Genomic DNA, 14,692 nt, shown 5'->3' with positions numbered 1-14,692 from the left:
CAGTTGAGGGGATGCACAGCAATGCTGAGAATAAAGGCGAAATTTATTCCGTAATCGATCCGAACATCGACACGACCCAGCGGATGCTTTGGTCAGAGAGCTGCTGAAGCAGTCCGGCCGTTTTGTCGGCAAGCACATCGGCAGGCGGTTGGGAGCGTTCGGGGAGCAGAATGTCGCTGGGCGACGGCTCGTATTCGGGCACTGCCGCCTTACGGGCGTCCGGTTCCTGGTCGACGGATTCAGGGGCGGGAGGATGCTTCCGCGTCCCTCCCCATCCATTCCCCTGGGCCGTACCGCTTTGCGGATCCTGAACATGGCCTTGCACCACGGTCTGCGTTCCCCCGGTACCGTCGGCCGGCACCGGCCCTTTGGCCCCTCCAAGCTGCATGCCGACCAATATGCCGATACCTGTCCATATGATTAGCGCCACAAACCGTTTTCCCAATCTCGACATCATAAGCCCCTCCTTGATTTACCCCTTCATTCCTGCTCCGTTCATGACCTTTTCCTTCAACCTTCAACCTGCTTTGGATGCTTTATCCTCGGCACCTTTATCTCTGCCGTCCTTGGCTGCTGAAGCCGACTTGCTCTTCGCTGGATCACTCTCTTTTTTCACACTGGCCTTCTCGGCTTCTTGTTCCTGCCAGTACACGTCGGCGATGATGTCGGCCAGCGCTTCGGCCGTTCGCTGCAATTCTTCCTTCGTATTGTCGATGCCGCCGATTTCGATCAGGATGCTGTTCGGGGACAAGGATTGGTTGTACTCTCCGTTCCCTTGGTCCGCCGATTTGCCCCACACGCCCCGGGAAACGCCGGGATAGGACTTCTCCAGCTTGGCATTGATTTTGCTTGCAAACGCCTCGTTCTGTCTCCAGTTCTCGTTCGCATGTCCGATGATGAAGTACACCTTGGCGTAATTGACGCCGTTTACGGTAGCCGTCGTTTTGTTGTATCGCTGCGAATCCCGGTGGATATCGATCAGATAGTTGATGCCGTCGTTCTGGGACATGGCCTCCATGGCCATCTGGCGCGAGTATTTATAAGAATAGTTATAGTTATATCCTTCCACGGTAGATTGATAATCGCTCTTGTCGTGCAGGGTGCCGATTCCGTTGGCTTCAAGCCTTTTGCTCAGGAAGCTGCCCACCAGCATGACGTTCTTGGTCGGGGATACCGCCCCCGGATTATCGGATGGATGCGAGAGCAGCGGGTTATACGCTTCCTGCGGGTGGGAATGATAGATGAGCACGGATTTCTTCCCGTTCGTTGTCTTTCCGTCCTTGGAGGTGCTTCCGGGTTCATTCTTGCTGCCGGGATCGTCCTTCCCGCCCTGATCCGGAGCATCCTCGCCCTTTCCTTCATTGCCGTTGTTCCCTTGTTCGCCTTGCATCGGCTCTTCCCCGGTCTCGGCGGGCTCTCCCTCCGCCTGCTCTTCCGCCGGATCCGGCCGGTAATCGGCCGGTGCCTCGCCATCCTCGTTACCGGAGCCGTGCGACAGCTGAACCGGTTGATTAGCCTTCATGCCGGGAAGCTCTCCCGCAAGGAGGCTCTTCGGATCCTTCGGGTTTACGCTCGTCAGGAGCTCAAAGACGAACGTGGACATTTTTTCGCCGGAGAAGCTCGAGGTCTCTTTGGAAGCCGTCATATGCGGCATCTCCATGCCGATCATATCGATGAAAAAATGGCTGGATAACGAAGCGGCCAATCCTTTCATCGACGACACGGGCGAGGAATTCATCCGCTGTTCCGCCATTCCCCCGAGCCCTAGCAAAATAAAAAATATAAGAGAGCCTAGCATCAGTATAATTAACGTACGCCCCATGCTCAGACCTTCCATGACCTTCCGTTTCATTCTGGCAATATTCCAGATGCGGAACTTGCGATTGTTCATAGCGATGTCCTCCTCGGTTCGCCGGGAGATGCCGACCTCATCCAGCCGTTCCCGCGACTCTGTAATCTCTTATACTTCAAATCTATGAACCGGGGAGATTCGATAGAACTAGATCCTGGAAAAAATATAAAAGCTCCGATAGATTCGGAGCTTTTACTATGGGTCAGTGGGTATACGCGCCTACATTGCCGGGATCCACGGCTTCATGGAGCGCCGCGTTCAGGCCGGTCGCCACGATGTTGGCGATATCTTCTATAAATTCGTCAATCTCCTTAGGCGTTACGATAAGGTCATGGCCCAGCGGCTCCAGAACCTCCTTCACCAGGGCGAGGCGCTCGCCTTCGGGGATATCGTGCAGCATTCCCATAATCTTGCCCGTCTCCGGCGCGCCTTCCCCGAAATGGGATTTCATCAGCTCAATCGCATTATTGACGATGGTGGAAGCGTAGCAGACGGTCGGAACGCCGATCGCAATGCAAGGGACTCCAAGAATCTCCTGAGTCAGCCCCTTCCGCTTGTTGCCGACGCCGGAGCCGGGATGGATGCCGATATCCGCAATCTGGATGGTCGTGTTCACCCGCTCCAGCGAACGCGAAGCCAGTGCGTCGATGGCGATGATCAACTCGGGGCGCGTTTGTTCCACGATGCCTTGAACCGTTTCGCTCGACTCAATACCCGTCAGGCCGAGAACGCCCGGCGCAACGGCGCTTACCTGGCGATAGCCCGGGGCCACCCGATCCGGCATGAGCTCGAAATACTGGCGGGTCACCATCACGTTCTCCACCACGAGCGGTCCCAGCGAATCCGGCGTCACGTTCCAGTTGCCGAGCCCGACAATGAGCACGCTTGCCTTGGGTCCAATCCCGATCCGGGACATGAAAGCTTCAAACTCGCGGGCGAAGACAACGGATACCTGATCCTGAAGCCCCGTATCGCCCTTGCGAAGATCGGGAACCTCCAACGTGACGTAATGCCCCTTCACCCTTCCGATCTGCTGAGAGGCAGCATCGTTCTCCACATCCAGCCTTGTAATCTTGATTCCGTCCTCCTGCACCACGTCCTCCATAACCCCGGGAATGGGCGCGCTTCCAGTGCCTCCAGCCAGTTCTCTTGATTCCACGGCCAGATCCGTTCGGACCGAGTATTTTTGCAGATCCAGATCCATCTAAATTCACACTCCTCCTCATATTGCTAGTAGTGTGCGAGAGTAGGGGAGAGATTATGCAGAAGTCCGAATGAGTATTGCTTTTTGTCCACCCCCATGCTAAAATATTTTAAGTTGTGAATCATTTCGCTCTATTGAAATGCCTTACAGGAGGTGAATGTAATGCCAAACATCAAATCCGCGATTAAACGTGTAAAGACAAATGACAAACGCCACGCGCTTAACATTTCTCAAAAATCCGCGCTTCGCACAGCTGTTAAAACTGCTGACGTAGCGTTGAACGGTACAGAAATCGAAGCTGCTAAAGTAGCTTTCCAAGCTGCTTCCAAGAAGCTTGATAAAGCCGTAACGAAGGGCCTGATCCATAAGAACGCAGCTGCCCGCAAGAAATCCCGTCTGGCGAAAAGACTAAACGCTCTTACGTCCCAAGCGTAAGAAACGTTTGTTGAATACGACATGGAAAAAGCCCTGAACAGTTCACGCTGCTCAGGGCTTTTTGTGATTAGAAAAACGTTCATCGATGCACACTCTTCCGAGGATTGACCGCTTATAGCGGATGTTTTTCATGCGGGGTCAACTTGGTTTAGCTCTGCAGGTCATACTTTCTGATCTCTAGATGAAAAAGAGCGTACGGCCGCTCGCGCGTCCCCGTACGCTCTTGACTTATTTCGGTTCGCTTACGCGCCAAGCCGCAGCAGAAACAACTCGATTCCGAGCACCTTATCCACGGCCCCGGTCTTCATCTGGTAATCCAGATTGGCGAGATGGTTCAATATGCCTTCAAGACGTGCCGTCTGAAACTTGCGGGCCTGCTCGCCAGCAATCTTCACCGCATAAGGATGCACCCCGATTTGGGAAGCAATCTGCTGCTGCGAGTAGCTCTGGGTGGATAACGTCTTCACCTGAAGAATGATTCGGAACTGCCTGGTAATCAGGGCCGCAATCTTGATGGGCTCCTCGCGCTGCTTCAGCAGCTCATAATAGATCCCGAGCGCCTTGTCCAATCGGAGATTGGCGATATCCTCCACGAGCGCAAACACATTCTGTTCCGTGCTGCGCGCCACCAGCATATCCACGGTTGCAACATCAATGGCTCCGTCGTCTCCCGCATACAAACACAGCTTCTCGATTTCACCCGATAAAGCCTGGAGACTGGTTCCCGCATTCCGAACAAGCGCTTCCGCCGCGCCTGCGCGCAGCGTGCAGCCGCCTTTCTTCACCTGCTGGTCCACCCAGCGAAGAAGTTCGTCCCCGCCCAAAGGCATGAAGGAGAGGGCAACCCCCGACTTCTTGACCGCCTTGACTACCTTCTTGCGCTCATCCAGCTTTTCCTGCCCCACCATAAAGACAATCACGCTATAATCTGCGGGATTGGTCAAATAATCCAGCAAAGCCTCTGGACGATGATCCACTTTCCCGTTATCTTTTGCAGCCGTAAAAAAAGCCGTATCCCGGACGAATATCAGTTTTTTCTGAACCATAAAAGGAACCGTCTCGGCTTCCTCTACCACGGTTTGTATCGGAACTTCCCCTAAATCCATGTGAACCAGCGCAAAATCCCGGTCTTCTTTCGGGATCAGCTGGGCTTCCAGAAATTCGGCGAACTCCTTCATCTGGAATTTCTCGCTGCCGTACAGCAAATAGACGGAAGACACGTCTCCCTGCTTGACCGCTTTGGCCGCCGCTTTGGCATCCATCGGCGTCCCCCCTTTCTACTCTGTACACTATACCAAAAAACAGTGCCCGAATGCGATAGACGTCCAACATAAAAAACGAAATCGCCCACGCGAAAACAAAGAGACCTCGGCTGTAGGCAGCGGCAAGGTCCCTTCGTCCCAACACATCTATATAAACGCCGGCAAGCATGCTCTAGAAACACCTCGCCGCCGGTCATACGACGGTAGTTGGTATAATGCTCTCTCTAATATATTGTATTCATATCTCCCGGCATTGGTGCGCCGAATGTATTTATATCTGTATAATTCTATGGTTTAGGCTGCTTCTGCCCCGCAGACGCCGGCGGCTGAGCCTTCTCTATGGAGTAGACGGATTCAACCAGCTCTTTGTTCGTCTGTACCTTGTACTTGAACGTTAAGCCGTCCTCGGACCATTGACCGGATACCCAGCTTCCGCCAAGCGGAATCCTCTCGACCGTTTCGACCGCTTCAGCTGAAGTCTGGTCTCCCGACGGCAGGCGATAGATCACCAGATATTCGGCCTCCAGGGAGGCTCTGTACAGACCATCCGGGGACGGCCATTGTTCCGGCACCATCGCCAGCCCTTGGTACGATCCGGTGGAACGGTCGGAAGATTCCGTGCTTCCAGCGCCTGCATCGCCGGCAGGGTCGCTGATCGGCGGCACCATCTCGGTTTGGACGTCCATTGCTTCATTAGGCGAAGTCTGGATGCTCATGCTCTCCGAGTTCTGCCCAGGCTCGTCGGCCGGAGGGTTCGAAGGGCTTGCGTCATTTTTTTGGGGTACCTCATTGCTGCTTGTTGCAGGTTGGTCTGGCGCTTGAGGCTGCCCATCATTGTTCTTCTGAACCGGAGCATCGGGGACTGCTGCATCTTCCCTGGTGTCTTTAGCCCCATCCAATGGCTCTGTCTTCTCCTTGGATTCGTCGTTCGGGCCCGGGTTCGGATCGGATTCCGACGATTCCGGCGGCGAACTCCGCAAACCTGCGGAAGGATCGCTCCCCTCGTTCGCCGTACCGCCAGTCTCCGCGCCGCCATCGGCGGCAAACGGCTGAACCATGTCCTGAATCTCCGACTCGGCCGAATCCTCATTCGCTCCCGCGCTGGTCGTGCTCGCCTCTTCGTACGGAATCTCCGCATCGGACAACATCTTCGGTTCATAATTAAAAATAGCGACGCCGAGAATAAGTACAGCGGCGGCAGCCCCGATCGCCGTTCTTCCGCCAACCGTGCTCCACCAGCTGCCCGCACGCCGCGGACGCCGAATGTCCGGCATCATTTCGGCAGGCTCCTGGCTTTTCACGGCCGGAGGTGCGACAAGGCTCTCGCGATCACGGTCGATGGCATCCAGTTTAGGCATGATAGCGTCTACCAGACTGACAGGCGGGGTAACGGCCGGAAGATCTTCAAGCTCCCTGTTTAATGACTTTAATATGTTAAAGGTCTCCGCACACTCGGGACACACGGCAATATGCTGATACATTTGGGCCGTCTCATCGGAAGTAAGGTCCCGGTCCAAATAGCGGTGCATGCGTTCCACCACCTCTTGGCAATTCATCCTGATACACCACCTTTCTGATGCTCTTGGAGCATATTCTGCAGCTGCTGCCTGGCCCTGAACAAATAGGATTTCACCGTATTGAGCGGAAGGTTCAGACAATCAGCGATTTCGTTGTAGGACAGGTCCTGCAAATACCTTAAGACAATGACCGTGCGATGATGATCCGGCAGTTGGTTAATGGCCTCCTGGATATCCTGGGCCAGATAGCCCGACATCACTTCCCTTTCCACGTCGAGATGATCCCGAAACACCATGTCATGCTCATCGATGGAAACCGTCGGCTTCGTTCTGCGGAATTTATCGATGCATATGTTGGTAACGATCCGCTGGACCCAAGTCTTGAACTGGGCCTTCTCCTCATAGGAGTTGATCTTCGTATATACGCGTATCAGTGCTTCCTGGGCTGCATCCATGGCATCCTGTTCATTGTTTAAAATGTAATAAGCAGTTCGGTAAACATGTTGCTCAATTTCTCGCAATAGGGTGATTAGAGCGTCGCGATCGCCCGATTGAGCGGCTCTTATGAGTCCCTGCTCCACCACAGTGGATCCCCCTCTCCCTGCATACATACAGACGGATAGAATTAAAAAATGTTGCAGTATGTAACCTATTAATTTTTTCAGGAAACTTCATCTAACTATACCAAATATAAAGATTATAGTCATCCGCTGCATTTTCCTATAAAGATCATACTACGAAACCCGGTCCCAGGAACAGCGGGCGTCTTTATGGAATCTTCGTTCGCGTCTCAATATGCCCGTTCTTGATCCTCATCTGGATTTCGCCATGAAGATTGGTTTGATAGATGATGGATTGAAAACGTTCCAACCGGCCGACCACGTCCGGATGAGGGTGACCGTACATATTGTTGACGCCGGCAGAAATTACCGCAGCCGTCGGCTTCCATGCATTCAGCCATGGCGCGGATGTGGATGTCTTGCTTCCGTGATGGGCCACCTTCATGACGTCGATCCGGTCTTCGACAGCTGGGTCATCTTGGGATTGCCCCTCCAGGTGCTGCAGTATTTTCCGTTCGGCTGCTTGATCCGTATCCCCCGTAAATAAGACCCGGCTGCCGTTCATCTGAAGGACAAATACTAGTGAAGCATGATTTTGCTCCTTAATCAACGGTAATGCTTTGATGACTTCTCCACTTTCTAGGAAAAGAGGGGATAAAAATCGGATCTCCGTGTGACCGTCAAGTCTCCATTCGGATTCCGCTCCTGCCCGATATACGGGAATGCGCTGTTCAACCGCGGATAACATCAGCTTCCGGAAGGAAGCGGATTCGGTCAAGGTCCCGTTAAACACGACGGATTTCACGGGGATTTCCTGCAAAACAGCCAGGAGTCCCCCTATGTGGTCCTGATCCCCGTGGGTCATGATGACGGCTTCAAGCTGGTGCACGCCCCGTTTTTTCAACAAAGGCACCACCACTTTCGCTCCTACCTCGTACGGAGCTTTCCTTTCCTTCCAGGCATCCTTCTCCTTGCGAAAATTCACCGTCCCGCCACCGTCAATGAGAACATGCTTGCCCGAAGGCGTTGTGACCAATATCGAATCTCCCTGTCCCACATCCAGGAATTGCACCAGTCCCGCCCCTTGCGTAGACGGCGACTGATAGCCGCTGTACAGCAGAACAATCAAAATCCCGGTCAGCAGGGCTATCGCAGCTCCCGGGGCATACCGTTCGATATGATGACTGGCACGAAGGAAGCCTCTCCATCGCAAAGCACCGGCCAATCGACCCACGATCGGCAGCGTGTCCACGCCGGACAAGTCTGCTCTACCGCCCCATGGCGGGCGTCCGTCCAATGGCTCCGTATCATTCGAACCGTTCAGCCCTCCCTCGGGATTCTTGAATCTCTTGTTCAGGATGGACAGCAAAGCGTACAGGACAACGAAATAACACAGTATCCAGGCTAACGACGGGGACGGCCACAATGTCATAAAAACCGAGGAACCATTCATCCATTCAACGATCCGGAACGTGATATGGTTTAACCATTCGGTCACGGCGGCCAGCCAGCCCGCCCCGCGCATCCATACCCATCCCATCAACAGAGACACCATGCCTAAAGGCAGAACGACCAGGCTAATGACCGGAACGAGGATCAGATTGGCGAAAACGGAAATAAGCGAGACCTGGTTGAAGTAATAGATGGTGAGCGGAAAGGAAATCAGCTGCGCCACGACCGTTATGCCGACGGTTCCCCCCAGCCAGCGGGGCAAGAATGCCAGCAGCGGCATCAGCTTGGGCACGAATATCATCAAACCCGCCGTCACGATGAAAGACAGCTGAAAGCTGACGTTCACGAGAAAATACGGATTCCACACCAGCATGGCAAGCGCGGCCACGCTGAGGATATGCAGCCCATCCTTCAAAAGCCGCCGCCGCGCAGCATACAAACCGATCATTCCCATGATGCCCGCGCGCACGATGGAAGGACTCGCCCCGGTCAGCAGGACATATACGGGAATCAGCCACATCACCACAGTCAGCGAAGCCTCCCTCGTCATTCGAAGGGTTGTGCATACGAATAGCAGGCATCCTACAACCACGGCCACATGCATGCCCGATATCGCAAGAATATGAGTCAATCCCAAACGCGAGAACTCCATGAATGTATCGGGATCCAAGTCATCCTGATTGCCAATGACGAGTCCCTTCATATACCCCGCATGGATGCCGCCGTACAATTGATCCAGCTTGCTTCCAAGCTTGTCGCGAAGGGCATCATTCCATCTGAGAACATGGCTTAATTTCCAGCTGTCTGGCGGTTCGATCACCGCTTGGTCCGAGCCCTTCACTTTGACGATCCAATGAATCTTCTGAGTACGCAAATACTGAAGGTAATCAAACCCGCCAAAATTGCGTGCCACTCCAGGCCTTTGCATTTCCCCGCTCAGCTGTATGCGGTCCCCGCGCTGCCATTGGTTCACAATCTCCAGCTCCGTTTTATTCAGCAGTTTTACTTGGACCATAACGATATCGTCTGTATTCAGCATCATGCTGTCATTCGGATCGGCTTGTTTTTGCACAACCGGGTGATTGGATTGGATCAGATCAGCCCGCTGCAAGGTTACCTGGAAATCAGCCCGGTCGCCATCCACCTCGACAGGAGAAGAAATCACCCCGAACGCAGTAACAGGAATGGGTTCAGTCGACTCTTCCGCTGCAAGGACCGACTCGAAATCACTTACATTCGCCGCATCATGCCATTCCCAGTACGAGCCCGATACGCTCAATGAGAACAGCATGCAGATCGTAAACAGGCGCCCTGCGCCCACCCACTGGCATACAGCTAATAATAGAAGAATTAGACCGACCGCAATCACGGCGAGCTTCCATCCGTCATACAGGCATGCAGCACCGCTGCCGATCACCCATAACACGGTAAACACAAGTAATGGCCTTCGTTTCATCATTGAATGTATCCCCTTCTTGACGAAATAAAAAAAGAACCCTTGCCTGCAAATCGCAGTCAAAGGTTCTTCCTCCATAACTTCCTATTCCTATCATTCGCAATCGTCAATGCATGATTTATTCCGCTACCGTCATCAAAGTTTCGCGCGGCGGCTCGTATGCTTCAAGCTGCCGAAACGAAATCCCCTTCTGTTCCATCATGCGGGACACCTTGCCGGAGTCCTTGGGATAAGGACGATGGAACACAACCTCGACAATGCCGCTGTTGGCAAGCATGTTCGCACAGGTCCAGCAAGGCTCGTCTGTCACGTACACCGTACTGCCCTCCCTGTCGATCCGGTCCGTGAACAGCAGCAGATTCTGCTCGGCATGAATCGTGCGGATGCAGCGCTGCTTCTTCACCATGCTTTCCTTGCCGTCCTGCACGACCAATTCATAATCCTCCGCGATCATACAACCTGCTTCCGAGCAATCCGGCACCCCCATCGGCGCGCCGTTATAAGCCGTCCCGAGCAGCTTCTTGCCCTGCACCAGCACCGCTCCCACATGACGCCGAGGGCATTGAGAACGGGTAGATACCATAAAGGCAATATCCATGAAATAAGTATCCCAATCTTTACGTTGATCTGCACTCATCATCTGTCACCTGTTCCTTGTCAATATCTCCTTTATTGTAGCACATAGCTAAAGTCCTACGTAAGGCTTCATCTTCTCCAGCATTTTGGGCCCGATGCCCTTTACGTTCATCAAGTCGGCCTGAGTTCGAAACGGGCCGAACTGATTCCGGTAATCGATAATCGCCTTGGCCTTGGCCTCGCCAATGCCGGGCAGCTCCATCAGCGTGGCTGCATCCGCCGTATTCACGTTGATCAATCCGGACGGATCCGGAATGGACGGCGGCAGCGCTGGAGGTTCATTGGCAGAGACCGGTTGACCGACAGCCTCCGTCGGGGATGAAGCCGGCGAAACGGCTGCCTGATCAGAAGCTGAAGATGGTGAGGCTTCCGCTCCTTGGCCGTTCCCGGCCGCAGCAGCCGAGTCCAGACTTGGCACCGGTTCCTTCGCGTTCGTGGCGGGCTCGCTTTGTCCACCCTGAGCGGTCTTTGCAGCATCAGCAGAATCCGTTCGAGCATCAGAAGGGGATGCAGCCCCTCCCGCATCCTTATCCCGGGAATCGGAAGCAAGCGCCTTCGCACCGGCGCTCTCCTCCATGGTCATGACTTGCTCCAGCTGTTCGTTTAACGGCTGCCAGCCCTCGATCCCCTGTTCCGTACCGCCGGCAAACAAGATGAGCCCGCAGCCCGCAAGCGTTGCGGCAAGACTCCAACCTAAAGATATCCGTTTCATCCAAGACCTCTCCTTAACTTCAAAGTTCAATTCGTACAAACTCTGGAATAATCTTCGGCTTCCCCACCGGAATCGCATGAAAAACCGTCATGAATCGGCATCTTCCCCGCATACATTAGACGTAAGGACGGTACATTTCTGCCGTAAAGCGCGAAAGGAGGGAACATACACATGAAGGTCGGTTTTATCGGTACGGGCAGCATGGGTAGTCTGTTGATCGATGCCTTCATTCAATCGGGCGCACTCCTGCCTGAGCAGATTCGGGTCAGCAACCGAAGCCCAGAAAAGCCGCTGCAGTTGGCAAAACGTCATCCCGGTCTGACGGTATGCAGCTGTAACACGGAGACGGCTTCTCATAGCGACCTGCTATTTTTATGTATCAAGCCGTTGGAATTCAAAGCGGTCATCGGCGAAATCAAGGATCGGCTCGAAGCCCGGCAAATCGCCATATCCATCACAAGTCCGGTCCAACTGATCCATCTGGAATCATCGCTGCCCTGCAAGGTAGCGAAAATCATACCGAGCATCACTAACATCACCGGAGGCGGAGCATCGTTATGCATGTATGGTTCCCGAATAAAAGAAGAAGACAGGCAGCTTATAGAAAGCCTCCTGTCTTATATCAGCAGGCCGCTCAAGATACTGGAATCGCACACGCGAATCACTTCCGATTTCTCCAGCTGCGGGCCTGCTTTTTTAAGTTTATTCATGGAAAAATGGATCGACGCTGCCGTTGAAATGACCGGAATCGACCGCAGGTCCCTCAATGCATTAGCCGGCGAAATGCTGCTTGGCACCGGCAAGCTGCTAACGGAGGAGGGCTTCTCCCCCGAAGAGCTGCAAAAGCGGGTGGCGGTTCCCGGAGGCATCACGGCCCAGGCTCTGGCACTGCTGGAATCGAACCTGAACGGGTTGTTCTACCAATTGATCCAAACCACACACGACAAGTATGAGGAGGATTTGGCCAAACTGGATGCTGCCTTCGGTTTTACGATTAACCGGCCACGATATTGACCAGTTTACCCGGTACGGCAATGATTTTGCGAATACTCTTGCCTTCCAGCGCCTGCTTGACATTTGGAAGGGAGAGGCTATGTTGTTGCATGGCTTCTTGGTCCATGTCTTTCGCGATTTTGGCGCGTTCCACGATTTTGCCGTTGACTTGCACCACGATCTCGACTTCTGCCTCTACGGTCCAAGCCTCGTCAAACTCAGGCCATGGCACGTAAGTTACGCTCTCCGTGTAGCCTAAACGGCTCCACAGCTCTTCAGCCAGGTGAGGGGCAAGCGGGGAAAGCAGTTGGACGAAGTTCTCCATCGCCTTGCGAGGAAGCACTTCGCTCTTGTACCCCTCGTTGATGAATATCATCAACTGGCTGATCGCTGTGTTAAAGCGCAGATGCTCAAAGTCGTCGGTCACTTTCTTAATCGTTTTGTGCAGCGTGCGTTTGAATTCGTCCGTACCCTCGCCATCCACGATTTTAGGATTCAATTGACCGTCGTCTCCGATGAACAGACGCCATACGCGGGAAAGGAAGCGGTGCGTTCCTTCAACGCCGTTGGTGTTCCATGGCTTCGTCGCTTCCAGCGGCCCCATGAACATTTCGTATACGCGCAGCGTGTCAGCGCCATACTCGTTCACGATATCGTCCGGATTGATGACGTTGCCGCGGGATTTACTCATTTTCTCATTGTTGTTCCCCAGGATCATGCCCTGATTGACCAGCTTCTGGAAAGGCTCCTTCGTATCGACGACGCCCAGGTCATACAATACTTTGTGCCAGAAGCGCGCATACAGCAAGTGCAGCACAGCATGCTCCACGCCGCCGATGTACAGGTCAACCGGCAGCCATTCCTTCTGTTTCTCCTTGGAGCACAGTTCGTTATGGTTATCCGGATCGATGTAACGCAGGTAGTACCAGCAGCTGCCGGCCCATTGCGGCATCGTATTGGTTTCGCGGCGGGCTTTCATGCCCGTTTCGGGATCAACCGTCTCCACCCACTCCGTCACGTTGGCCAGCGGCGATTCGCCGGTTCCGGACGGTTTAATCTGGTCCACATCCGGCAGAAGCAATGGAAGCTGATCTTCCGGCACGGTCTTCATCGTTCCGTCTTCCAGATGCAGAATCGGAATCGGCTCGCCCCAATAGCGTTGACGGCTGAACAGCCAGTCGCGCAGACGGTAGGTTACCTTCTTCTTGCCCTTGCCCTCTTTCTCCAGCCATTCATTCATCGCCTGAATAGCCTCTTCATTATCCAGCCCGTTCAGGAAGCCGGAATTCACGTGCGCGCCGGTGCCGGTATATGCTTCCTCCTCGACGTTTCCGCCTTGAACGACTTCAATGATCGGAAGACCGAATTGCTTCGCAAACTCCCAGTCCCGGCTGTCATGTCCCGGAACCGCCATAATGGCACCGGTGCCGTAGCCGGCAAGCACGTAATCCGCGATCCAGATCGGTACCTTGGCGCCGTTTACCGGATTGACGGCATACGCGCCCGTGAATACGCCGGTTTTATCCTTGGCCAGATCCGTCCGCTCCAGGTCGCTTTTACGTGCTGCCTGATCCTGATAAGCCTTCACCGCTTCGCGCTGATCGGCTGTCGCAATTTTGTCCACGAGGTCATGCTCCGGTGCCAGGACGCAGTAGCTTGCCCCGAACAGCGTATCCGGACGAGTGGTGAACACCTCCAGATGACCATCATACCCTTCGATGTCAAAACGGACCTCGGCGCCCGTGGATTTGCCGATCCAGTTGCGCTGCATATCCTTCAAGCTTTCGCTCCAGTCCAGCTCGTCCAGATCCTCCAGCAGGCGATCCGCATATTCGGTAATGCGCAGGATCCATTGGCGCATCGGCTTGCGTACGACCGGATGGCCTCCGCGTTCGCTCTTGCCGTCGATGACCTCCTCGTTCGCCAGCACGGTGCCGAGCGCTTCGCACCAGTTCACCGGAACCTCGGCCACATAGGCCAAGCCGCGTTTATAGAGCTGGATAAAGATCCACTGCGTCCATTTGTAATATTCCGGATCGGTGGTGCTGATCTCGCGGTCCCAGTCATACGAGAACCCGAGGGATTTGATCTGGCGGCGGAACGTATCGATATTCTGCACGGTGAACTCCCGAGGATGTTTGCCCGTGTCCATCGCATACTGCTCTGCCGGCAGGCCGAAGGCGTCCCATCCCATCGGATGAAGCACGTTGTATCCGCGCATCCGCTTGTAGCGGGACACGATGTCCGTTGCCGTGTATCCCTCCGGGTGACCTACGTGCAGGCCTGCGCCCGATGGGTACGGAAACATATCCAGCGCGTAAAATTTCGGTTTGGACGAGAAATCTTCCGTTTTAAAGGTTTTGTTCTCATCCCAGTATTGCTGCCACTTCGGTTCGATGGCCTGCGGCTGGTAGCCGTGGCCGGTTGGTTGATTGTCCGTCATACTTCATTGCTCCTCCTTCACAGTCGAGAGGCAAGGCCTGCGCCATTGCCCAAAAAAACAAAAAAACCTCATCATCCATAGCGTTGATCGCTAGGGACGAGAGGTTAGATTCCCGTGGTACCACCCTAGTTAGCCAAAGGCATGCTTTGCCTTTCGCTCCCTTTGCATCC

The 14,692-nt window shown here is 54.1% G+C and carries 12 protein-coding genes and 1 other annotated feature (1 of these 13 cut by a window edge); of the genes, 2 read left to right on the top strand and 10 right to left on the bottom strand.

The genetic code is table 11. The annotated features are described in order from the left end of the window. Window positions 1-43: 43 nt before the first annotated feature. From P0X86_RS09315 to gpr, 3 genes are all read right to left on the bottom strand, one after another. A complete protein-coding gene (locus tag P0X86_RS09315) occupies window positions 44-457 on the bottom strand; it encodes a hypothetical protein (RefSeq protein WP_277748360.1) in 414 nt (137 codons plus the stop codon). Between the two features lie 60 nt (window positions 458-517). Then, window positions 518-1,891, bottom strand: coding sequence for a stage II sporulation protein P (locus tag P0X86_RS09310; RefSeq protein WP_277748359.1), 1,374 nt, complete (start codon window positions 1,889-1,891; stop codon window positions 518-520). A 163-nt stretch (window positions 1,892-2,054) separates the two neighbouring features. Beyond that, window positions 2,055-3,056: a GPR endopeptidase gene (gene gpr, locus P0X86_RS09305; protein ID WP_015734174.1), complete on the bottom strand. Its 1,002-nt coding sequence runs from the start codon at window positions 3,054-3,056 to the stop codon at window positions 2,055-2,057. A 162-nt stretch (window positions 3,057-3,218) separates the two neighbouring features. Here gpr and rpsT point away from each other — a divergent pair, with 162 nt between their 5' ends. Next, entirely contained in the window at window positions 3,219-3,491 is a 273-nt protein-coding gene (gene rpsT / locus P0X86_RS09300; protein ID WP_009590780.1) for a 30S ribosomal protein S20, read from the top strand. A 242-nt stretch (window positions 3,492-3,733) separates the two neighbouring features. Here the strand turns inward: rpsT and holA are convergent, their stop codons facing one another. The 6 genes from holA to P0X86_RS09270 form a co-directional block, all read right to left on the bottom strand. Beyond that, complete coding sequence (gene holA, locus P0X86_RS09295; protein WP_277748358.1) at window positions 3,734-4,753, bottom strand: DNA polymerase III subunit delta; 1,020 nt, start codon at window positions 4,751-4,753, stop codon at window positions 3,734-3,736. Between the two features lie 287 nt (window positions 4,754-5,040). Then, window positions 5,041-6,309 (bottom strand): zf-HC2 domain-containing protein, encoded by a 1,269-nt coding sequence (locus P0X86_RS09290; RefSeq protein ID WP_277748357.1) that lies wholly within the window; start codon window positions 6,307-6,309, stop codon window positions 5,041-5,043. Then, entirely contained in the window at window positions 6,306-6,854 is a 549-nt protein-coding gene (locus tag P0X86_RS09285) for an RNA polymerase sigma factor (protein WP_009590814.1), read from the bottom strand. Before P0X86_RS09285 ends, P0X86_RS09290 begins: the two co-directional genes overlap by 4 nt. Before the next feature lie 184 nt (window positions 6,855-7,038). Continuing rightward, on the bottom strand, window positions 7,039-9,741 hold the full coding sequence (locus P0X86_RS09280; RefSeq protein WP_277748356.1) for a ComEC/Rec2 family competence protein: 2,703 nt from the start codon (window positions 9,739-9,741) through the stop codon (window positions 7,039-7,041). A 115-nt stretch (window positions 9,742-9,856) separates the two neighbouring features. Beyond that, window positions 9,857-10,375, bottom strand: coding sequence for a deoxycytidylate deaminase (locus P0X86_RS09275; RefSeq protein WP_009590851.1), 519 nt, complete (start codon window positions 10,373-10,375; stop codon window positions 9,857-9,859). 48 nt (window positions 10,376-10,423) lie between these two features. Then, window positions 10,424-11,086, bottom strand: coding sequence for a ComEA family DNA-binding protein (locus P0X86_RS09270; protein ID WP_277748355.1), 663 nt, complete (start codon window positions 11,084-11,086; stop codon window positions 10,424-10,426). A 171-nt stretch (window positions 11,087-11,257) separates the two neighbouring features. On the opposite strand from P0X86_RS09270, the gene comER reads away from it, so the two are divergent. Continuing rightward, on the top strand, window positions 11,258-12,100 hold the full coding sequence (gene comER / locus P0X86_RS09265) for a late competence protein ComER (RefSeq protein WP_277748354.1): 843 nt from the start codon (window positions 11,258-11,260) through the stop codon (window positions 12,098-12,100). Here the strand turns inward: comER and leuS are convergent. Continuing rightward, entirely contained in the window at window positions 12,081-14,522 is a 2,442-nt protein-coding gene (gene leuS, locus P0X86_RS09260; protein WP_277748353.1) for a leucine--tRNA ligase, read from the bottom strand. The two genes, comER and leuS, sit on opposite strands and share 20 nt — an antisense overlap. Before the next feature lie 89 nt (window positions 14,523-14,611). After that, window positions 14,612-14,692 (bottom strand) — a binding site (T-box leader) (it continues 180 nt past the right edge of the window).

This window comes from Paenibacillus sp. BR1-192 (assembly GCF_029542445.1).
Classification (GTDB): domain Bacteria; phylum Bacillota; class Bacilli; order Paenibacillales; family Paenibacillaceae; genus Paenibacillus_AQ; species Paenibacillus_AQ lautus_A.
This window is presented reverse-complemented; position numbering and strand designations above follow the sequence as displayed.